The organism is Enterobacter cloacae complex sp. IR5418 (assembly GCF_049238105.1).
Taxonomy (GTDB): Bacteria; Pseudomonadota; Gammaproteobacteria; order Enterobacterales; family Enterobacteriaceae; genus Enterobacter; species Enterobacter hormaechei.
Window position 1 is genome coordinate 22,546 of sequence record NZ_JBMKHS010000003.1, and the last position, 20,865, is coordinate 43,410.

The window sequence follows — 20,865 nt, forward strand, 5'->3', positions numbered from 1 at the left end:
GATCAGTACTCCAGGTTTAAGGTTACATCGTCGCTATAGGTACCCGCCTGGGCGGTCGTCAGGGCGCCTGCGTCAATCACGCCATATAGCGTCTCTTCCTGTTTCATCCCGTTGCCGGTATCGGTGAGCCCTTCGGTGCCGGTGATTTGCGTCTGTTTGCCTTCGTCAGCAAACAGCTTCCACGCAATCTTTTGTGCGCCCGTTTCGCCGTTTTCCGGCTTCAGCCAGAAGGTGCCGTTCTCACTGCTGTCACTGCTGGTGGCGGAAAGGGTGAACGGCGTACCGTTGGTGCAGACGATATCGACCTGCGTTCTGGCCTGAATTTCACCCGCTTCGTCCGTACCGTGGCGCGAGAAGTTAAGATCGTTGGCGTTGAGGGTACAGGACTTAACCACTTCCAGTGAGACGTGCATCGTCGCGCTCGCGGTGCTGTTGTCTGCGGCGATAGCAGCGGCAGGAAGCAGGAGAACGGAACAACATACAGCTGTGGGAATAATTCTCATGATTGTATTTCCTAACGTGATTAACGGTGCATTGACAAAGAAAAGGACTGAGCGTCCAGCAGGCAGAGCTTTCGATGAAACTCCGCCAGGGGGGGGCTGCAAAACAGGACGATGACCTGATAGCCAGCGTTAACGATACCAGGCGTCACGGTCTTCCCCACAGGTAACCCTGACCGTAATCGGCCGCGCTGGAGCGGGCCAGGGCGAAATCACCCGCGGTTTCGATGCCCTCTATCAGCACCTTGCTGGCGAGACGTTTGCACTGGCGGGTGAGTTGTAAAAACTTTTCCCGCTCGGTGCGTCCGTCCCAGAAGGTATGCTTGTCAATTTTTACGCCGCAGAAGCGGATCTGGCTGGCAAGCAGGTCGGGAAGAATGTCTTCGCAGACATCGTCGGCCCACACTTCTATTCCCCACCGATGCAGCGTGGCGATGCACGTCCGCAGGGCCCGGCTTTGCGTATCGTCAAGATGTACCAGCCTGTAAAGATCGGTGACTTCGACAGCAAGCCTCTCCGGGCTGGGCGTTTCTTCTTTCAGCCTGTCGAGGAAGTCCGTTTCCAGCAGCAAATCTGTCGTCGCGTTGAGATAATATTTGTCGCCCGCTTCGCAGAACATGGCATGACGAAGCTGCGCAAAGAAATGCGCTTTACGCTGCGTCGCGGGCATCGAGCAAAAATAGTCTTCGAGATCGACGTGAGGCAGTGCCGTGGACAATACCTCCCAGGCAATCACGTGTTCGCTGCGCAGTGCCCGGATGGATTCGAACTTATAGCCGGTTAGCATGATAAAAGTGCGTAACGCTCCGTGGTAAATTCAGAAGCTGCACATTTTATGGATTGTGATTTTGGCGGGGTATTTATAAATAAAAAACGCTTATATATAGTGTTTTTATCTAATTTATAAGCGTTATAAAGGATTATTTAATTTCATAAGCGCCCGGCAGGAAGCCGGGCGCTGCGCGCATTACCCGTTGTTTTTGACGATTTTGATTTCCACCATGCCGATCCCCAGCTTGCGTGGAGAGTGACCGAGAATATTCCCTTCGTTAGTGGACTGTGGATCGGGCGGCACAATGACCAGCGTATTGCTGCGCGAAGGATTATCGAAATGCAGCGTACTGGTGGTGACGTCATTGCTCAGCATCAGTGTCTGTTCTTTATCACCGACGCGCACCGGAATAGGGCGGTTTGCATTGGGGCCAAATGCCCTGGCGGTGATCACCAGATCAAATTTCTCCGGTAACGGCTGGGTATACTCAATTTTCACCTCGTCACCTAACTGTGCGTTAGACCAGCGCCCCCAGGATTCAGGCCGTGAAATACCGCTGAACTGCTTCACCTCTTCCGGCGCACCGGCAACGTTAAAGATAAAGCTGTCTGCTTTGTAGCGAATGTCGTTATCGACGATTTTCAGCAGGTCAACGTTGCGCTGATAGCGTGCGGTATCAATCACCGTGTCTTTAAAGGCGGTTTTCCCCTGCCACTGCGGTTTGTCAACGTGTTGCACGGTCTGCTCACCGCCGAGTTGTCCCTGAGAGACGCACCAGTCGGTGGACAGCGACAGCGATTGCGACCAGAGCTGGCCCATTTTGTAGCACCTGTCGACCCAGACGAAATTATCGCGCGGGGCAAATTCCGCCAGCTGGAAGCGCAGTGGTGCGGAGTATTCGCTTTCCGGCAGCGGCTCGACGCGGTTATCCGACACGCGCAGCAGCAGTGGCAGGCGGAAATGGCTGCCGGAGAACGCGATCATTTTTTTATCCTGATCGATGGTGAAATCTTTAATCGCTTTCGGGAAGTTCCACAGACGGATGATATCCGGCTTCCATGCGAGGATTTTTTCCTTCATGTTGAGGAAGATTTCCGACAGGGACTGGCCCGACAGCGTGCTGCGGCCCAGTCCAATAAAGTTATCGCCCCCCAGAATATCCAGCACGGTCGCGCCGTTATCCATCGAGTTACGCTTAGCGGCAATGACCTCCTGCTGCGGTTTATCGCCGCGCAGCACAAAGAACAGATTGCTGCGATCCTGCTTATTCAGCTCATCCCAGGCGCTGTTTTTCATCGCCAGATGGTCAGACGACACGACGATGACCGTATTTTTAAAATAAGGCGAGGCTTTGATTTTCTCTATTAACGCCGCGATATGCTCCTGGCTACAGGTCACGGCGCTAAAGGACTTGTTGTTTTGACCGTCAATGTCGTAGCGCTGACGTTTACAGGTGCGCGATACGAAACCATCCGGGTGGTGCGTGTCGACGGTCAACGCAAACAGCGAGAAGCGTTTACCGGCGCGGGAAAGTTCCTCGAATTTCTTCCAGGTTTCATCCAGAACGGTATCGTCGTAAAAGCCCCAGTCATTGCGGTAAGCCGGATCGGCGACGGTGGTTTTCAGCTCTTCGGAACCATACAAGTGATCGAAACCGTGGGATTTCAGGAACACATCTTTCCCGGCAAAGCGCAGGTTAGCGCCCTGCATAAAGTAGTTTTCATAGCCCGAGTTTTTCAGGATATCACCAAGGCAAATGTTTTGCGGGAAGAAGCTCGACATCGAGGCGGAGGCGTTACCTTCAAACGGAGCGAACAGCGGAATGCCGCACTGGGAGGCCACCATCCCGGCGATGGTGTAATCCGTGCCGGGTAACTGCATGGTGTGGCTGAAGTCGAGGCCCTGGTTTTTCAGCGCGCCAAGCTCTGGCGTCAGGTTCGGGAACGCCTCGTTGTCAAAATAGGTGCGTTCCAGACTCTCACCGTAGATGTAGACCAGGTTAAGTTTGGGGTTATCGATTTTTTTCGCTGGCTCTTTGTAGTAGGCCACGAAGTCCGGATCGCCATCGCGCGACTGGGATTTTACCAGCTCGGTAATTTGATGAAATGCCGGGCTGGCATCCACCGAGGCCAGCGCCAGGCACAGCGCCAGCAGGCTGTAGCCATGATGATGCGGACGGTGACGGCGACGGCGCAGGACCCAGGCCAGCGCGGCGAAAATGCCCACCAGCGCGACCACCAGCCCCAGACCCGGAAGGATGTACTTACCCACACCAGCGCCGGTCAGGCTGTTGGTCAACGTGTAAAGCACCGCGTCGTTAATACCGTCGCCGGTAAAGTAATCGCTGGCATATAACGTAATGTTTAGAACAATAAAAATGCCGAGCACCACCAGGGTGGCCACAAACCACCAGGTGTGACGACCAGCTTTCCAGGCATAAACGCCGATGGAAGCCAGGAAAAGGACAAGGGACATTAACTCTGACAACAGCCGATCCTCATCATGCCGGACGCTTAGCCGGCTAATTGCTTATTTTTTGGGTAATACAATGTAATTGCGATGTCGCTTAGCTGCAATTTTAGTGTCACGAAAGTGTGCTGTTGTTAGGATTTGGTTTATAAAATCGGATTTTTGAATACAGTCGCATCGTGGCATACGGACGCTGAAGTGGTGGCAAGGGGTAAAAAAACGCACTTCACGCCGCGGGGTAAGACTAACGCGATAAACGCGGCGTGTTGTGGCAGAAAATGGGGGACGATCAGGAGAGGAAATTAACGCCTTGTTTCAGCACCAGATCGCAGGCTTTCGTTTTCACCTGTTTCGCCAGAGATGAATTTCCAAGGGTGCTGAGGTTAAGTTGCTGGCCATTTTGCGCGTTCAGCAGGCCCTGAATACCGTCCATATAGTTGGTATCCGCCTTCTGCTCCTGGGTGTCCAGACCCAGTTTACCCAGCACCTGGTTCTTGATGTTTTCGGTATCGGTGACGGAAGCCAGCTTCTGCTTCGCACAGTATTCCAGAATACCCGCCGCGTTGTTCATCGTTCCGGCGCTCAGGCTTTGGGAGCTGTTACTCAGCAGGCCGGTGAGGGACGAGGCGGACAGCCCGCCCTGAGAAGTACCGCTCTCTTTGGTCAACTCACTTGCTGCGCTGGAGAGCGACTCCTGCCATGATGCGGCCTGCGCTGCGCCAGTCACCAGCAGAGCGCCAGTAAAGATGCTGATAAAAAACTGTTTTTTCATAATGAATTACTCAACAAGGTCCGTTTTGGGCCAGAAGTGGGTTCAGTATATACCTCTGCTCTTCTGGCGCTCCCTGGAAATATCTTAATACTCTTTGCCGGTGACGCGACTGCGATAGCTGTCCCAGTCGAAGATGACATACAGGCTATTACCCAGCTTCATGCGATCCATCACCCGCTCGCCAAGCAACCGGGTCATCTCGTCGATATTGTGGTTCGTCAGCATACCGGTGGGACGTTTTGATGACGAACGGCGATCGACAATCTGGTTGATGATCACTTTCTCGTAGCGGGATTCCGTCTGGACGCCGATCTCGTCGATGACCAGCAAATCCACGTTACTTAAATCATTCAGCAGCTGTTCTTCACTGGTTTCGCGGTTGCTGAAGGTGTCCTTCATGGCGGACATAATATCGGCCACGGTGATAATCAGCACTGACTTCCCGCGCAGCAGCAGCTCGTTGCAGATAGCGGCCGCCAGGTGATTTTTCCCGGTGCCGGGTTTACCGCTAAAGATGAAGCTGGCGATGTTGCCGTCAAATTCATCCACATACTGGCGCGCCTGGTTAAGGGCGTTCATCTGCCCCTGTGACTCAACCTTGTAGTTCTCAAAGGAGCAGTTCTGGTGCAGAGGGCGAATGCCCGAGCGGTTAAAGGTGCGCTGCATTTTCATCGCACGGTTCTCGCGGGCGAGGGCCGCCGCGCGGATTTCACCCTGCTCTTTTTGCCACGCCAGCAGCTCTTCACCGGTGGTGAAGGCGGGCTTCACGTTGGCGGGCATCATTTTCTGCAAACGTTTCATCAGGTCGCCGACGTTTTTCATTTTGCACCTCGGAATCCATCAGGAATTTTTTTGTCCGGTTCTGAAAAGGCATTGATATCACGTTTTGGCTGGCCGTTGTTGCTGGCGCGGTTGATTTGCAGACTGCGCGCAAGCTTTTGCTGCCACTGAACATGGTGGAATACTTTCCCTTCAGCCTGCCAGTAAGCGGTAAAGGCCGCCAGCTCTTCCGGTGTCGCGGGCTGCGAGAGGGCTATTCCCCATAATGCCGCCTGCCGCTGAAAATCGGCGTCCGGCTGCCAGCCAGCGTACATGGGAAATTTCCCCATTGGGATGGCCACCGGGGCACTGGTGGGTTCGTCAAAAAACTGATTATCCAGCATGACATCGCTCGCCGGGCGCGACAGCTTCGCTTCAATCTCCAGAAGCTGCGCCAGACGTTCCGGCGTGACCGCGTAAAACGCCGGGGCGTTGTCGGCAAATACCGCGAGCGTGCCGCCTTCGGCGTGCGTCAACACACCGCGAGGATCGCGCATAAAGGCATCAATGCCAGCAATGCTGGTGGTCAGGATTCTGGAGGACATAACACTTTCTCTACTGATTACTACGGGCGTGATTGAGGGTTATGGTAGCACAGAGAGAGGGAAGGAAAGCAGAGGATTTCCCCGGCGGCGTTACGCTTACCGGGGCTATCATCACAGGCGTTGTTACGCGATGATGTTCAGCGTCACGTCAATATTGCCGCGCGTTGCGTTAGAGTACGGACAGACGATATGCGCCGCATCCACCAGTTTTTTGGCTTCCGCTGCGTCCATTCCTTCAACGTGGATATTCAGCTTCGCTTCGATACCAAAACCGGTTGGCAGCGGGCCAATTCCTACTTCGCCTTCAATAAAGGCGTCTTTTGGCAGAGCGAATTTGTCACGTGCCGCCACGAACTTCATTGCGCCCAGGAAGCAAGCGGAGTAGCCCGCAGCGAACAGCTGTTCAGGGTTGGTGACTTCTCCCCCCATGCCGCCCATCTCTTTTGGCACACCCAGTTTGACATCCAGAACGCCATCGGAAGAGGTGGCGCGGCCATCACGGCCTCCGGTTGCTTTGGCTTTGGCAGTGTAGACAACTTTTTCTAAAGACATGGCAGGTTCCTCATCTTACGTTTTTATACGCTATTAAATAGCGCACGATGTATTAAGTTAAAAGCGGACGCGTAAAGTATAGCCTTACGCGCGATGCAGCTGTTGGCGCAAAAGTTCGAGCTGTTGCTTGAGCGCCAGCAGGGTGTCGGTATCACACTGCGCTGCACAGCCCACGGCGTGTGGGATCGCCACGGCCTGCTGTTGCAGCTCGCGACCCGCCTCGCTCAGGGTGACGGCGACCTGACGCTCATCCTGACGGGAACGCTGGCGGAAGATCAATCCCGCACTTTCCAGGCGTTTCAGCAGGGGAGTCAGGGTGGCGGAATCCAGGAACAGCCGCTCGCCAATGTCTGACACCGTAATATCGTCCTGCTCCCACAGCACCAGCATCACCAGGTATTGCGGGTAGGTCAGGTTAAGCGGCGCCAGCAGTTGCCGGTACAGCTTGTTAAGCGCCAGGTTTGCCGAATAGAGGGCAAAACAGAGCTGGTTATCCAGCAGAAGCGCGTGGGTGGTGTCGTTCGTTTTTGCGTCCATGAAATGAATATAGATAGCGCACGATACAATTGCAAGCGATTTTATTACACGCGTGGACGTTTGCGGTAAAGCCATAAGCCGGGGATCGACAGGCCGATGGAGAGCGCGCCCACAATCGACGAGGCTTTGAGGAAGTTGCTCAGGAGCAGGATCATCTGAGGCTCGCTGTAGCCAAAGTGGCTGATTTTTACGGCGGAGATCATTGCCGTATAGGCTGAAATGCCCGGGAACATCGGGATCACCGCCGCCACGGTGAACACTTTCGGGTGCGCCAGATACCAGCGGGACCACTGAATACCGATGCTGCCAACCAGCATGGAGGCGATAAATGTCGACCACTCGATATTAAAGCCCGACGTCATCATGACCATACGTGAGCCGTGACCAATGGCACCCAGCAGCGCACACCAGGGTAATGCACGCTGCGGGACGTTAAACACCATCGCAAATCCAACGGCGGGAAGGGCTGCCAGGAGCATGTCCTGCGCCAGTGCGAGCAGAAAATCGATCACGCCCATCCGCGTAACCCCCAGAGCGTCATGGCCATTACCACCCCGATACAGGTCGCCAGTGTCAGCAGGCTGGCTATCGCCCAGCGCGCCAGACCGGTGTTGATGTGGCCTTTAAACATATCAGCGACGGCATTGATTAAGGGAAAACCCGGCACCAGCAGCAATACGCTGGCGGCCATCGCCACAGTCGGCGTGCTGGCGAAAAAGGGCTGGCGCAAAAGCAGGCCGGATACGGTTGTCGCCACAAAAGCCGTGATGCAGAAGTTAATTTGCGGATGTAACTGCCTGTGCGTCAACAGCTGGCGAACATACATCGCGATGCTGCTGGCAAAGAAAGTCACGACAGCGCCGTCCCAGCCGCCCGCGTTGAGCTTGCAGAAGCAGGCGCAGGACAGTCCCACCATCAGCACAACCAGCCAGCGTGGATACCGGAGAGGTTTGATTTGGCTGAAGCGTTTCTCTATCTCCCGGAGATCGAGCAGCTTGTGTTCGGCAAGGATCACGATGTGCTGCACTTCCGTCACGACGTGCATGTTAATGCCGCGGTCATGATTTTTACGGGTGGAGGTCAGGCACTGTCCGTCTTTAATGGTGGTCAGCACAATTGCATTTGACGAGATGGAGCTCTCAACGCTGTCCATCCCCAGCGCCAGCCCCAGACGTGTGGAAAGTTCTTCCACGAGGGCGCTTTCTGCCCCGTGCTGTAAGAGAAAAAGCCCGCACTGAATACATAGCCGCGTGGTAGCACGTTGCGTAGACCGATCTGCCTGCATGAAACGCCCTGAAGAGAAGAGAGATTGCTTACTTTTAACACAAAGTGCGGGGGCCTTTGCGCTGGGCCAGATCAACATTTGTGCGATCAGTTGCGTGACCAGCACGGCGAAAGCGTCATTTTTATTTATTTAATGAATGTGTGATGGGAATTTATAAAAACAATGTATTAAGTATTTCTAATTTCATATTTTCGATCTTTTCACGCAATGTGAATTAAATTCTTGTAGTCTTTGTGCGATATTAAGACTGTATTGGGCGTTTCATAACCCATGTGACATTTCTACTGGTTTACGAATATTAAGGCGTTTTGTACTAAGGAATACAAACGTGTTTAATCTCGTAGGGTTAGTTCGTTCTTAAATAATGAATTCATGACATGGAGGGTCTATGTTGCCATTGAATGGTAAACACGGAGTTGTGATTAGTAGAGTACCGGTTATGCAAAATGGGTTAGGTAGCGTCATGTCGCGTCACTTTCCCGATTTTGAGATAACGTATTGCCGTTCGATGCAGGAGTTGACGCTACTACAGTTGCGTCGCGCTGGGGTCGTTATTGCCGATATTTCGGGTGAGTATCGCAATCCTCGCGGCACGCTTGAGCAATATTATGGATTAATGAATCAGTATCGGGATATTCACTGGATATTCCTTGTCTCGCGTCCCCTTTATCCGCTTGCAGTAGAGCTTCTTATGCGTCCGGAAAGCACGCTGCTTTCGGATATGGAACCCATTGAAGGCGTTATTAACGCTATTCGCGCGGGCAGTGAGCGTGCCGAGCGAATAAGCCAGACGTTATTAATACCGGAAACGCCCGATATTGAAGAGGAGAGTGAGCAAATGATTGCGCTCACCCACTCTGAGCGCAAGGTGTTGCGTTTGCTAGGTAAAGGTTGGGGGATCAACCAAATTGCCACGTTACTGAATAAGAGTAATAAAACGATCAGTGCACAGAAAAACAGTGCAATGCGCCGCTTATCACTTCGCAGTAATGCCGATATGTACGCGTGGATAAGCAGTACCCAGGGAATGCGAGAACTCAGTTTAATGTCGGCTTATGGAGAGTTTGAGGAATGGAAAAGACCACTGCAACAAGACATATCGCCGTCATCGAAAGCTGCTCAATGAGCGCTGTAGGGCTGAAGCATCTTTTTGCGATGCCCGCCCTGAGCCATTACCAGGTGCACCTGTTTAGCAGATTCGATAGTTTTAAAGTCGCGCTCTCGGATATCTCATTCTATGCGGTTATCTATTCATTGTCTGATGAGCGTGAGGAGCGGAGAAACTGTCTGGCCTGTTTACGGGATCTCACCTTCACCCACAGCGACGTCCAGCGTATCGTGCTGGCCTCTGATGAGATGGAGGCGAGGCTGGTCAGCCATCTTTCGCCTTCTCGCTTGCATGGGATAATCAGTAAATCGGTTCCGCTAAAGCAGTTAATGGAGGGGCTGGAGACATTACTCAGCGAAACGCATCAGGTGAATGACAACATGTACAATCACTGGTGTGTGAGCCAGAATCGCATGCTAAGCCCGACCGAAAGGGCGATACTGCGTTATATGTCATCGGGTTTTTCAATCCCTGAAATTGCGGCACAGCTTGAACGCAATATTAAAACCATCCGGGCGCATAAGTTTAATGCCATGGTAAAGCTGGGCGTCAATTCTGACGTGGGATTACTGGATGCGGCGGATATTCTGGCGCATCTCCCTGCCCGTGAAGTCCGTCGTTCCGCTCTCACCGTTCCTTCATTTTCTTAGCATAAAGTGATGCGCCAGAGTTCTTCTGGCGCAACGTTCAAATGCAGACATCCACCCATTTTGCTGCGGTCAGTTCCGCCATTCTGTCGGGCGATATACGCACCGCACTGTGGATGGCGCCCGCTGCGGGTAACACTTCCGCGTACTGTTTTAATGTGATGTCACAGTAAACAGAAAGCGGATTTTCCAGTCCGAACGGGCAGACGCCGCCAACAGGATGACCCGTCAGAGTGACTACCTCATCGCTGCTGAGCATGCGGGCTTTTGCGCCGAATGTCTCTTTGAGCTTTTTGTTATCCAGACGCGCATCGCCTTTTGCGACCACCAGAATCACGTCATTTTTGATTTTCAGTGACAGCGTTTTGGCAATCTGGCCGGGTTCAACGTTGTGCGCGGCAGCAGCAAGGGCAACAGTCGCTGTGCTTTGGTTAAGCTCAATGATCTCTATATCCGGAGCGTGTTCGGCGAAAAACTGCTGTACAGACTGCAAACTCATTGATTCCTCCTGACAAATATCCTGCGTAATCTGTCATAAGAATTTAGTCGCTGTAAATATCCCTTAAGTAACAAATATCCGCCGGGGGCGTTTTCTAGATCGCCTTCACATTCACAGAAACCGGTTACAGTAACCGGTTGCAGAGCGTGATGCAGAGATTAATACTAAGTGTGTAACTTCCCCTGTATCTAATAATAAGAGCTAATTATGAAACCATTCCGTTTGAGCAGTACCGCTGGTACACGATCCGGCAAGGTTGTGACGCTGATGTATGGAACAACGTGTGACGTGAGAGCGTCCGAAACGAACGTCTGACAGGAGATCTGCTATGTCTGCCAACCATGCTGCATTTAATCTGATTTTCCGCTTCGTTGAAAATTATGTCAGCCCTATTGCCGGGCGCATCTCTTCCCAGCGTCATGTCATGGCTATTCGTGACGGGTTTATCTCAGCGATGCCGTTTATGATTGTGGGTTCGTTTTTATTAGTGTTCGCTTATCCGCCTTTTTCGCCTGATACCACCTGGGGTTTTGCTCGCGCCTGGCTGGATATGGCGAAGCAGTTTGAAGGTCAAATTCTGACGCCGTTTGATATGACGATGGGGGTGATGTCCCTTTATATCTGTGCGGCTATTGCCTACAACCTGGGCAAACATTACGTTAAAACCCATCAGCTGGATCCCTTCATGTGCGCCATGCTGTCGCTGATGGCGTTCCTGCTGGTAGCCGCCCCGAAAACCAAAGGCGCTTTACCGGTCGATAGCCTTGGAGGGACCGGTATTTTCACCGCGATTCTGGTGGCGATCTATTGCGTTGAGATGATGCGTTTCCTGAAAGCGCACAATATCGGGATCCGCCTGCCAGACCAGGTTCCACCGATGATCAAAAACTCGTTTGACCTGCTGATCCCGGTGCTGGTGGTGGTTCTGACGCTCTATCCGCTGAGCCTGCTGATCCAGTCGCAGTTCGGTATGCTTATCCCACAGGCCATCATGTCGATATTCAAACCACTGGTCTCTGCGGCTGACTCGCTGCCTGCGATCCTGCTGGCGGTGCTGATTGGCCACCTGCTGTGGTTTGCCGGGATCCACGGCGCAGCGATTGTCTCCGGGATGCTGCAAATGTTCTGGCTGACTAACCTCGGGGCGAACCAGACCGCGCTGGCGGCGAGCCTGCCTTTGCCACACATCTTTATGGAAGCCTTCTGGACGTTCTTTATTGTTATCGGCGGATCGGGGGCGACGATGGGGCTGGTGTTCTGCTATCTGCGTAGCCGCTCCGCACACCTGCGCTCCATTGGACGTCTGAGCGTGGTGCCAAGCATTTTCAATATCAATGAACCGGTGATTTTCGGTACGCCGATTGTGATGAATCCGGTGTTCTTTATTCCTTTCCTGCTGGCGCCGATGGTCAATGCGGTGCTGGCATGGGCAGCGATGAAATTTGATCTGATTGGCCGCGTGATTTCCGTTGTGCCGTGGACGGCACCGGCTCCGGTTGGTGCCGCCTGGGCGCTGGGCTGGGATTTCCGGGCAGCCATCCTGGTGCTGGTTTTAGCCTGCGTCTCCGCCATTATCTATTTCCCGTTCTTCAAGGTGTATGAGAAACAGTTGCTTCAGCAGGAAGCGGAAGAAGCACAGCGTAATGGGGAAGAGGAAAATCAGCAGGTCGCTTAGGTAAAAGCAAAACGGCAACGCAGGTTGCCGTTTTAGTGTTTGTTCCCTCGCCCTGCGGGCTGAGGGCAACAGGCCGGGCCAGACTACTTAAGCGTGCAATCGCCGCACTGCTGAACATCCGGCAGACGGTAGCGCTGACAGCAGGTACGACGTACCAGCAGTCCCTCACGCGGCACCACGGTGCGGTAAAGAGGGTTATCCCGTCCATCCGACAGCTGTCTGGCAAAGAAACAGCTCTGACGCAGCGCATCGACTTTCTCGTCGCCGAGCAGCGGCTTCATCTCCGTTAAATACCAGTGGATAAGATATCCGGTATTACTCCAGATCAGTTTGCCGTTGATCTCACCCGTCGCTTCCAGCGCATCGATAACCGGAACCAGCGCGCTTGTGATCAGCCGTTCCATACGCGCCTGGGCTGACAAATGCATAGCGCTCGGATCTTCATGTACATCAATCCAGAAACAGGCGGCGCGCCCGGTCTCATGAAATTCGACGTGGAAATGTTCCGACGAGAGATCGAGCATGGTCTCCTGGGTCAACAATGCCAGCATCACTGGCGGTACCATCAGACCGATATACCACTGTGCCCAGAGGGAAAGCAGCGGTTTGTTTTCCCGCGTCAGCGTCGGTTGGTTACGATAAATGTGGTCGGAATAGGTAGCCAGCAGTGACCGCAGCTCGGCAGGTCGTTGCCACTGAGTCAGCGTCAGCGCATGATGCGGGGGCGCTTCATCCAGTTTGATGAAATCCAGCAGATGGGCGCGTGTTACGGCGATTTTTTCCCGAATGGCATCCGCAAGCGTCGTTTCCCCGGCGGAGAGTGGAGCTCGCCAGAGTAGAGGCTCAACGATGTGTGCAGTACGAGTCGCCATAGTGTGGATTACAAATCTAAATGATAATGATTGCCAATCCTAACTATAGATAAAACCGAGCGCAAGCGTTTTATACTGGCGCTGTGAAGGCGGTTTCAGGCGGTATGAAGCTCGTCGCTCAGCAGAATGCTGTTGCGTCCCATATGCTTGGCTTCATAGAGAGCTTTATCGGCTTTCGCCAGCGCACCCTCAACGTCTTCTCCTTCGAACATGGCGATGCCAATGCTGATAGTCACGTTAGTGGCGACGCTTTCGTTAAACATATGGGGGATTTTAAGATCGTAAACCTTCTGACGTATGCGCTCTGCCGTCTGGCGTGCTTGCTCCAGCGGGATGTTACTCAACAGCACCATAAATTCTTCCCCGCCAAACCGGGCGACAACATCGCGTGAGCGTACGGCGTCGCGGATCGCAGCCGAGACTCTGATTAAGGCCTGATCGCCCATCATATGGCCGTAATGGTCGTTGTAGGCTTTGAAATGGTCGATATCCATCAGCAGCACGAAGTGCTCGCCACCGTCAGGTCTGGGGAGATTCTCCAGACGGCTTTGCAGCCCGCGACGGTTATATAAGCCGGTGAGCGGATCCATCATGCTGAGATCGGTCAGGGTTTCGCGCTCTTCCAGCAGTTCGGAAAGCAACTCCTGGGCGAAACGGTCATTGCGCCGTTGAAGTACATGGTGAATACCAATGGCGACCACCGGCAGCGCGAAAAAATAGACCATTCTCAGCCAGTTTTCGGACGGGCTAAGCCACAGGCAGGAGATAAAAGCGGGAAAGGAATGTAGCGTAAAGGCTTTAATATTACTGGCAAACGCCAGAGACCCTATAAAAAGCACTGTTAATAGCGCCATCATTAAATAGGTCGGCTGATCGTGCGTTATTAAGAGAAATTTTGAGACGATCTGCCAGGCCCATAAAAGCCCAAAAATAGCTGAAACAACAGGGATATTTATTTTTCGCGTGCTGTTTTTCCAGTGCCAGATAAGTAAGCCTGTACTGATAGTCAGTACGGCAATCAGGGGAACTGATAACACACGTACGGAATAAAGGGGGTTTGTTACCGAGAACAGTGCTGATGCGGCATTCAGAAATAAAAACAAACGTAAAGATAGCTGATATTTCTTGTTGACCAGAGACAGCCAGGATTGTGATGTCATATGCGTGCGTTTTTATTAAAACTCAATTAAAACAAGGAGCAAGGTGTTGTTATGTAATATTGGGCGCTTCAAAATTGAATTTTTATTATCAGAAAAACTTTATAGAAAGTTAACAGGTGGGCAATTTATCACCTTACACATTCTCTGTCATTATGGGAAAGCACATGCTGGCGCAATTTCTTACGTCGCATACTGACAAGTGATAATTACTATCATATGATATTGGTTATCATTATCAGTGCGAGAGGTGAAACCATGTTGAGCAAAGCGCTGGGAAGTGGGTGGGGGATATTGCTGCCTGGTTCCATCATCGGTGGATTAATGTTTGCCGATCTTCCCATTGATGTCTGGAAAGCAATGATTGTCTCAGGGTTGCTGGTGACATCCGCGATGATCTGGCACAAACAGTTACGGCACTACGTGCTGCTGCCGTCATGCGTTGCGCTAATCAGTGGACTGCTGGTGATTCTGATGAGTTTGAAATAAAAGGGAAAACAAGAGGTACTGCTGAAGGGATGTAAGATAATTGGTGCGAGGGGGGGGACTTGAACCCCCACGTCCGTAAGGACACTAACACCTGAAGCTAGCGCGTCTACCAATTCCGCCACCTTCGCACAGTCATCTTACTGGTTTGATATCGCCTCGTTGGTGCGAGGGGGGGGACTCGAACCCCCACATCCTAAGGACACTAACACCTGAAGCTAGCGCGTCTACCAATTCCGCCACCTTCGCCCAGTGCGAGCAATATCAACGTGATTTATGGTGCGAGGGGGGGGACTTGAACCCCCACGTCCGTAAGGACACTAACACCTGAAGCTAGCGCGTCTACCAATTCCGCCACCTTCGCATACCATCGACACTGTAAAAGTATCGTAACCACGGAGGCGCATTCTAGATGTTTTCAGCTTTACGTCAACAGAAAATTGCGCACGTTGTTTTGATTGCTGCAAAAATGGGCGATGGCAGCGTCAGCCATCGCCGGACAGGGGAATTACTTTTTCGCCTGACGCGTCATCACGGTGCGGTACACCTTAAAGCGGCCCGTCTGGGCGATCACTTCGTGGAAACCAAAGGTTTCATCCAGCACTTTCGGGTACGCCAGGAAGGCGTTCGCCACGATACGCAGCTCACCGCCGCTGTTGAGGTGACGGGTTGCGCCACGGATCAGCGTTTGCGCCGCTTCAAGGCTGGTCTCCATACCGTCGTGGAACGGCGGGTTAGAGATGATCATGTCAAAGCGACCGGTCACGTCGGAGAAGACGTTGCTGGCAAGCACCTCACCTTCAATGCCATTCGCAGCAAGCGTGGCGCGGCTGGCTTCCACCGCCGGGGCGCTTACGTCACACAGGGTTAAACGCACTTTGGGTGAATGGCTGGCGAGAACCGTTGACAGCACGCCCGCGCCACAGCCCACGTCCAGCACTTTGCCTTTGGTGTGCGGCGTCAGGGTGGACAGCAGCAGTTTGCTGCCCGTATCAAGCGCGTCACGACTGAATACGCCCGGCAGGGTTTTGATGGTCAGACCGTCAAGCTGATACTCGTCCCAGAAGGCGTTGGCATCAAAGGTGGTCTGTTTTTCCAGACGGCCATGATACAGGCCGCAGCGACGGGCGCTGTCGATTTTCGTCAGCGGCGCCCAGGCTTCGAGCATCTGCTCTGCGCTACGCACCCCGCTGCGGTTCTCACCGACAACAAAAATATCACAGCCAACCGGCAGCAGAGAAAGCAGGTTCATCAGCTGGAACTGGGCTTCCGGCTTGTTCTTTGGCCAGTAGTAAATGAGCGTATCGCAGTCAGCAATATCGCTCTGCTCCGCCGCCAGGCTAAAGCGCGCACGCTCGCCCATCTGGCGGCTCAGCACCTGCCAGTGGTGATAGTACTGGGTATGGGCACGGCTTTCAGCACAGTCGAAACGTGCGGGCAGGTCATCCTGCATATCTCCGGCAAACAGAATACGGCTTTCTTCGAAATCATCACTGTGACGCAGCAAGACTTCACTTGCCGGGGTAAATGCAGACATGAATTGTTCCTCAATAAACTCAGGCGGGGATTATAGTAGGTAGATGGCGCAGTTTCGACACATTTGCTATATTTGCGCGCCTGAGAGACAGGAGTTTTGCTATGACATCCCGACGAGACTGGCAGTTGCAGCAGCTGGGCATCACCCAGTGGGCTTTGCGTCGCCCGACGGCGTTGCGGGGCGAAATAGCCATCTCCATCCCTGCGCATGTCCGCCTGGTGATGGTGGCAGAGGCGCCGCCTGCCCTGAATGAACCGCTGATTGAGGATGTCCTTCGCAGCCTGAAGGTGACCCGCGATCAGGTATTACAGCTGGCGCCCGAAAGCGTCGCGATGCTTCCCCCTGACAGCCGCTGTAACAGCTGGCGAATCGGGGCGGTGGACGAGCTTCCTCTTGAAGGAAGCCAGATCAGCTCGCCAGCGCTGGACGAACTGAAAGCCAACCCAAAAGCGCGCAGCGCGCTATGGCAACAAATTTGCGAATATGAACACGATTTCTTCCCTCACGACGGCTGACCTGACTACCGCGTTCGCGATTGAAACCCGCGCCCATGCCTTTCCGTGGAGCGAAAAGACGTTTGCCAGCAATCAGGGCGAACGCTATTTAAATCTCCGCCTGGACGTGGACGGTGCGATGGCTGCGTTCGCCATCACGCAGGTCGTTCTGGACGAGGCGACGCTGTTTAATATCGCGGTCGATCCCGCTTACCAACGCCGCGGGCTGGGCAGGGAACTGCTTGAGCACCTCATTCGTGAGCTGGAAACCCGTGACGTTTTCACCCTGTGGCTGGAAGTGCGCGCGTCCAATGTCGCCGCCATCGCGCTCTATGAAAGCTTAGGCTTCAACGAGGCGACTATCCGCCGTAACTACTACCCCACCGCAGAGGGACGTGAAGACGCCATTATCATGGCTCTGCCAATTGGATAACGAAAATAAGGTTGTAACGATGAAATGGGACTGGATTTTCTTTGATGCCGACGAAACGCTGTTTACGTTTGACTCGTTCGGCGGCCTACAGCGGATGTTTCTCGACTATAGCGTGACCTTCACCGCTGAAGATTTTCAGGACTATCAGGCGGTGAACAAACCGCTGTGGGTGGACTACCAGAACGGTGCCATCACCGCGTTACAGCTTCAGCATCAGCGTTTTGACGTGTGGGCTGAACGGTTAAATGTCAGTCCTGGGGTGCTGAACGAGGCCTTCCTGAATGCGATGGCGGATATCTGCGCGCCGCTGCCTGGCGCCGTTTCTCTGCTGGATTCGCTGAAAGGGAAGGCGAAGCTTGGGATCATCACCAACGGCTTTACCGCGCTTCAGCAGATCCGCCTTGAACGCACCGGCCTGCGCGATCATTTCGACGCGCTGGTGATCTCCGAACAGGTGGGCGTACCGAAGCCGGATCCGCGTATTTTCGATTATGCGCTGGCGCAAGCCGGTAATCCTGACCGCGATCGCGTGCTGATGGTGGGGGATACGGCAGAATCTGATATTCTGGGGGGTATGAGATCGGGTCTGTCTACCGTCTGGCTGAATGCGCATGGGCGCGCGCTGCCGGAAGGCATCGAGCCGACCTGGACCGTTACGTCATTGAACGAACTGGAGCAGCTCCTGTGTAAACAATGATTGCCTGCCCCCTGTTGATGGGTAAAATAGCCGCATTTTTCGTATTCCATGATGCGCGGCCTGCTGCCGCGCTTACCTAAGAAGAATTGATTATGACGTTGTCTCCTTATCTGCAAGAGGTGGCCAAACGCCGCACTTTTGCCATTATCTCGCACCCGGATGCCGGTAAAACGACCATCACCGAGAAGGTGTTGCTGTTCGGACAGGCGATCCAGACCGCGGGGACCGTTAAAGGCCGTGGCTCCAGCCAGCATGCAAAATCCGACTGGATGGAGATGGAAAAGCAGCGTGGTATTTCGATTACCACCTCCGTGATGCAGTTCCCGTATCACGACTGCCTGGTGAACCTGCTTGACACCCCGGGCCACGAAGACTTCTCCGAAGATACCTACCGTACCCTGACGGCGGTGGACTGCTGCCTGATGGTGATCGACGCTGCGAAAGGGGTTGAAGATCGTACCCGCAAGCTGATGGAAGTTACCCGTCTGCGCGATACGCCGATCCTCACCTTTATGAACAAACTCGACCGTGACATCCGTGACCCGATGGAGTTGATGGATGAAGTGGAAAACGAGCTGAAGATTGCCTGCGCGCCCATCACCTGGCCGATTGGCTGCGGCAAGCTGTTCAAAGGGGTTTACCACCTCTATAAAGACGAAACCTACCTGTACCAGACCGGTAAAGGCCACACCATTCAGGAAGTCCGCATTGTGAAAGGTCTGGACAACCCGGAGCTGGACGCCGCTGTCGGTGAAGAGCTGGCTGCACAGCTGCGCGATGAGCTGGAGCTGGTGAAAGGCGCGTCGCACGAGTTCGAGAGAGAGCTGTTCCTGAGCGGTGAAATTACGCCGGTCTTCTTCGGTACCGCGCTGGGTAACTTCGGTGTAGACCATATGCTTGACGGTCTGGTGGAGTGGGCACCGCAGCCGATGCCGCGTAAAACCGACACCCGCGAAGTAGAAGCGAAGGAAGAGAAGTTTTCCGGCTTCGTCTTTAAAATTCAGGCCAACATGGATCCGAAACACCGCGACCGCGTCGCCTTTATGCGTGTCGTCTCCGGTAAGTATGAGAAGGGCATGAAGCTGCGTCAGGTGCGTATCGGTAAAGACGTGGTGATCTCCGACGCGCTGACCTTCATGGCGGGCGACCGTTCGCACGTGGAAGAAGCCTATCCGGGCGACATTATTGGTTTACACAACCACGGTACCATTCAGATTGGCGATACCTTCACGCAGGGCGAGATGATGAAGTTCACCGGCATTCCGAACTTCGCGCCGGAACTGTTCCGCCGCATTCGTCTGCGCGACCCGTTGAAGCAGAAGCAGCTCCTGAAAGGCCTGGTTCAGCTTTCCGAAGAGGGGGCAGTCCAGGTGTTCCGCCCAATCGCCAACAACGATCTGATCGTGGGCGCGGTAGGTGTGCTCCAGTTTGACGTGGTGGTAGCCCGTCTTAAGAGCGAGTACAACGTGGAAGCGATTTACGAATCGGTGAACGTGGCGACCGCGCGTTGGGTTGAATGTTCAGACGTGAAGAAGTTCGAAGAATTTAAGCGTAAGAACGAAGTTCAGCTGGCGCTGGATGGCGGCGATAACCTGACCTATATCGCCCCGACCATGGTAAACCTGAACCTGACGCAGGAACGTTATCCTGATGTTCAGTTCCGCAAAACGCGCGAGCATTAATTCCCTCTCAGAGCACGGCAGCCGCCGTGCTCTTCTTTAATTCCTGTGTTATTAAACCCTTGCGGAATGTTCTTAATTCACCGCAATTTTTCGCTATTCGTTCGTTTTTTCCCCAATTCTGAATGCACCCCTCTGATTGTGATCTATATTTAACTCAGTGTTTAGCACCGGGCGTGGATGAATTAACTGTTCAATGCATGTCGATTGGTTCTCCATTTTGCCCCGGTGTTAATTCGCAATATATAAAACCAAGATTTAGGGAAGTATGTCGCCCAAATAACGGGCAAAACACAGGAATAAATCGATGAATATGACAAGACTGAAGATTTCTAAAACTCTGCTGGCTGTAACGTTGGGTAGTGTCCTGGTAAGCGGTTCTGCACTGGCGGAAACCAGCACCATGGATAAAGCGCAAAATACCGCCGATACCGCAGGGGAAAAAATCGATAGCTCTATGAATAAAGTCGGTAATTTCATGGATGACAGCTCAATCACAGCAAAAGTGAAAGCCGCACTGGTGGATCATGAATCCATCAAGAGTACCGATATTTCTGTTAAAACCGACAACAAAGTTGTCACTCTGAGCGGTTTCGTTGAAAGCCAGACCCAGGCCGAAGAGGCCGTTAAAGTGGCTAAAGGCGTTGAGGGCGTTAGCTCCGTCAGCGACAAACTGCACTTACGTGACAACAAAGAATCGTCGGTGAAGGGCTATGCCGGAGATGCAGCAACTACCAGCGAAATCAAAGCTAAACTGTTAGCTGACGACATCGTGCCATCCCGTATGGTGAAAGTTGAAACCACCGATGGTGTGGTCCAGCTGTCCGGTACGGTTGAGAACCAGGCACAAAGCGATCGTGCCGAGTCAATTGCGAAAGCGATTGATGGTGTGAAAAGCGTCAAAAACGATCTGAAAACGAAGTAAAGCAGCACCATTCGCCCGACAGGATTACACCTGCGGGCGAAATAAAAACGACTCTGGAAAAGCCGGTGAGTGACCTGAGCGCTCACGTTTAGCGGCCGACATTAACTATGGTAAAGGAGAGGCTTATGTTTCGTTGGGGCATTATATTTCTGGTTATCGCGTTAATTGCCGCCGCATTGGGCTTTGGTGGACTGGCGGGTACTGCGGCATGGGCAGCAAAAATTGTCTTCGTCGTGGGTATTATTCTGTTCCTGGTCAGCCTGTTTACGGGTCGACGTCGCCCGTAGCAAACGCAATATATATTAAACAAACTCAAGCCAGTCCTCGTGACTGGCTTTTTCTTGTTTGAGAACCACCGGGGAAGTGCGTTACTGTGTCTCATCAAAATAATGAAAACAGGAAGGC

Annotated in this window: 24 protein-coding genes and 3 tRNA genes; 10 read left to right on the forward strand and 17 right to left on the reverse strand. The window is 53.2% G+C overall.

Annotated features, from left to right (window positions below):
- Positions 1–2: 2 nt before the first annotated feature.
- From ACOTX7_RS03405 to ACOTX7_RS03450, 10 genes are all read right to left on the reverse strand, one after another.
- Positions 3–503 carry a Csu type fimbrial protein gene (locus ACOTX7_RS03405; protein WP_047354660.1) on the reverse strand — a complete coding sequence of 167 codons (501 nt, stop codon included), beginning with the start codon at positions 501–503 and terminating at the stop codon, positions 3–5.
- Between the two features lie 145 nt (positions 504–648).
- Positions 649–1,287 (reverse strand): EAL domain-containing protein, encoded by a 639-nt coding sequence (locus ACOTX7_RS03410; RefSeq protein ID WP_221812967.1) that lies wholly within the window; start codon positions 1,285–1,287, stop codon positions 649–651.
- A gap of 180 nt (positions 1,288–1,467) precedes the next feature.
- Positions 1,468–3,759, reverse strand: a complete 2,292-nt coding sequence (gene opgB, locus ACOTX7_RS03415; protein ID WP_221812965.1) for a phosphatidylglycerol--membrane-oligosaccharide glycerophosphotransferase — start codon at positions 3,757–3,759, stop codon at positions 1,468–1,470.
- 271 nt (positions 3,760–4,030) lie between these two features.
- Positions 4,031–4,513 (reverse strand): DUF2501 domain-containing protein, encoded by a 483-nt coding sequence (locus ACOTX7_RS03420; RefSeq protein ID WP_221256876.1) that lies wholly within the window; start codon positions 4,511–4,513, stop codon positions 4,031–4,033.
- Positions 4,514–4,597: 84 nt separating this feature from the next.
- Complete coding sequence (dnaC, locus tag ACOTX7_RS03425; protein WP_006810226.1) at positions 4,598–5,335, reverse strand: DNA replication protein DnaC; 738 nt, start codon at positions 5,333–5,335, stop codon at positions 4,598–4,600.
- Positions 5,332–5,877 carry a primosomal protein DnaT gene (gene dnaT / locus ACOTX7_RS03430; RefSeq protein WP_006810225.1) on the reverse strand — a complete coding sequence of 182 codons (546 nt, stop codon included), beginning with the start codon at positions 5,875–5,877 and terminating at the stop codon, positions 5,332–5,334. Before dnaT ends, dnaC begins: the two co-directional genes overlap by 4 nt.
- Positions 5,878–6,000: 123 nt before the next feature.
- Entirely contained in the window at positions 6,001–6,429 is a 429-nt protein-coding gene (locus ACOTX7_RS03435) for an organic hydroperoxide resistance protein (RefSeq protein WP_003856578.1), read from the reverse strand.
- Positions 6,430–6,513: 84 nt separating this feature from the next.
- Positions 6,514–6,966, reverse strand: coding sequence for a MarR family winged helix-turn-helix transcriptional regulator (locus tag ACOTX7_RS03440; RefSeq protein ID WP_221256877.1), 453 nt, complete (start codon positions 6,964–6,966; stop codon positions 6,514–6,516).
- Positions 6,967–7,010: 44 nt separating this feature from the next.
- A complete protein-coding gene (locus ACOTX7_RS03445; RefSeq protein WP_214592266.1) occupies positions 7,011–7,484 on the reverse strand; it encodes a threonine/serine exporter in 474 nt (157 codons plus the stop codon).
- Positions 7,475–8,251 carry a threonine/serine ThrE exporter family protein gene (locus tag ACOTX7_RS03450; RefSeq protein ID WP_047354665.1) on the reverse strand — a complete coding sequence of 259 codons (777 nt, stop codon included), beginning with the start codon at positions 8,249–8,251 and terminating at the stop codon, positions 7,475–7,477. The genes ACOTX7_RS03445 and ACOTX7_RS03450 overlap by 10 nt, the downstream gene beginning before the upstream one ends.
- 388 nt (positions 8,252–8,639) lie before the next feature.
- Here ACOTX7_RS03450 and ACOTX7_RS03455 point away from each other — a divergent pair, with 388 nt between their 5' ends.
- A complete protein-coding gene (locus ACOTX7_RS03455; RefSeq protein ID WP_032673667.1) occupies positions 8,640–9,377 on the forward strand; it encodes a helix-turn-helix transcriptional regulator in 738 nt (245 codons plus the stop codon).
- A complete protein-coding gene (gene bglJ, locus ACOTX7_RS03460; RefSeq protein WP_032673666.1) occupies positions 9,374–10,009 on the forward strand; it encodes a DNA-binding transcriptional activator BglJ in 636 nt (211 codons plus the stop codon). Before ACOTX7_RS03455 ends, bglJ begins: the two co-directional genes overlap by 4 nt.
- 37 nt (positions 10,010–10,046) lie before the next feature.
- On the opposite strand, the gene ACOTX7_RS03465 is transcribed toward bglJ, so the two are convergent.
- Complete coding sequence (locus ACOTX7_RS03465; RefSeq protein WP_003856572.1) at positions 10,047–10,505, reverse strand: YbaK/EbsC family protein; 459 nt, start codon at positions 10,503–10,505, stop codon at positions 10,047–10,049.
- 328 nt (positions 10,506–10,833) lie between these two features.
- Between ACOTX7_RS03465 and ACOTX7_RS03470 the strand changes: the two genes are divergently transcribed.
- Entirely contained in the window at positions 10,834–12,180 is a 1,347-nt protein-coding gene (locus ACOTX7_RS03470) for a PTS cellobiose transporter subunit IIC (protein WP_006810218.1), read from the forward strand.
- An 83-nt stretch (positions 12,181–12,263) separates the two neighbouring features.
- On the opposite strand, the gene fhuF is transcribed toward ACOTX7_RS03470, so the two are convergent.
- Positions 12,264–13,052 (reverse strand): siderophore-iron reductase FhuF, encoded by a 789-nt coding sequence (gene fhuF / locus ACOTX7_RS03475; RefSeq protein ID WP_221256878.1) that lies wholly within the window; start codon positions 13,050–13,052, stop codon positions 12,264–12,266.
- Between the two features lie 95 nt (positions 13,053–13,147).
- Entirely contained in the window at positions 13,148–14,212 is a 1,065-nt protein-coding gene (locus ACOTX7_RS03480) for a GGDEF domain-containing protein (protein WP_221256879.1), read from the reverse strand.
- Positions 14,213–14,428: 216 nt separating this feature from the next.
- Here ACOTX7_RS03480 and ACOTX7_RS03485 point away from each other — a divergent pair, with 216 nt between their 5' ends.
- Positions 14,429–14,698, forward strand: coding sequence for a DUF1435 domain-containing protein (locus ACOTX7_RS03485; protein ID WP_026080652.1), 270 nt, complete (start codon positions 14,429–14,431; stop codon positions 14,696–14,698).
- 41 nt (positions 14,699–14,739) lie between these two features.
- Here ACOTX7_RS03485 and ACOTX7_RS03490 read toward each other — a convergent pair.
- From ACOTX7_RS03490 to rsmC, 4 genes are all read right to left on the reverse strand, one after another.
- A tRNA-Leu gene (locus tag ACOTX7_RS03490) sits at positions 14,740–14,826 on the reverse strand.
- 32 nt (positions 14,827–14,858) lie between these two features.
- A tRNA-Leu gene (locus ACOTX7_RS03495) sits at positions 14,859–14,944 on the reverse strand.
- Positions 14,945–14,972: 28 nt separating this feature from the next.
- Positions 14,973–15,059: transfer RNA gene (locus tag ACOTX7_RS03500), tRNA-Leu, on the reverse strand.
- Positions 15,060–15,203: 144 nt separating this feature from the next.
- The gene (gene rsmC, locus ACOTX7_RS03505) at positions 15,204–16,232 is read right to left on the reverse strand and encodes a 16S rRNA (guanine(1207)-N(2))-methyltransferase RsmC (RefSeq protein WP_006810213.1); all 1,029 of its coding nucleotides are present in this window, start codon (positions 16,230–16,232) and stop codon (positions 15,204–15,206) included.
- A gap of 101 nt (positions 16,233–16,333) precedes the next feature.
- Between rsmC and ACOTX7_RS03510 the strand changes: the two genes are divergently transcribed.
- The 6 genes from ACOTX7_RS03510 to ACOTX7_RS03535 all read left to right on the forward strand — a co-directional run bounded on the left by ACOTX7_RS03510 (position 16,334) and on the right by ACOTX7_RS03535 (position 20,747).
- A complete protein-coding gene (locus ACOTX7_RS03510; protein WP_125358550.1) occupies positions 16,334–16,747 on the forward strand; it encodes a DNA polymerase III subunit psi in 414 nt (137 codons plus the stop codon).
- Entirely contained in the window at positions 16,716–17,159 is a 444-nt protein-coding gene (gene rimI, locus ACOTX7_RS03515) for a ribosomal protein S18-alanine N-acetyltransferase (RefSeq protein ID WP_003856565.1), read from the forward strand. The genes ACOTX7_RS03510 and rimI overlap by 32 nt, the downstream gene beginning before the upstream one ends.
- 19 nt (positions 17,160–17,178) lie before the next feature.
- Entirely contained in the window at positions 17,179–17,856 is a 678-nt protein-coding gene (gene yjjG / locus ACOTX7_RS03520) for a pyrimidine 5'-nucleotidase (protein ID WP_006810211.1), read from the forward strand.
- Between the two features lie 92 nt (positions 17,857–17,948).
- A complete protein-coding gene (prfC, locus tag ACOTX7_RS03525) occupies positions 17,949–19,538 on the forward strand; it encodes a peptide chain release factor 3 (protein WP_221812963.1) in 1,590 nt (529 codons plus the stop codon).
- A 304-nt stretch (positions 19,539–19,842) separates the two neighbouring features.
- The gene (gene osmY, locus ACOTX7_RS03530) at positions 19,843–20,460 is read left to right on the forward strand and encodes a molecular chaperone OsmY (protein WP_221256881.1); all 618 of its coding nucleotides are present in this window, start codon (positions 19,843–19,845) and stop codon (positions 20,458–20,460) included.
- Between the two features lie 125 nt (positions 20,461–20,585).
- Positions 20,586–20,747, forward strand: coding sequence for a DUF1328 domain-containing protein (locus ACOTX7_RS03535; protein ID WP_003856556.1), 162 nt, complete (start codon positions 20,586–20,588; stop codon positions 20,745–20,747).
- The last annotated feature ends 118 nt before the right edge of the window (positions 20,748–20,865 follow it).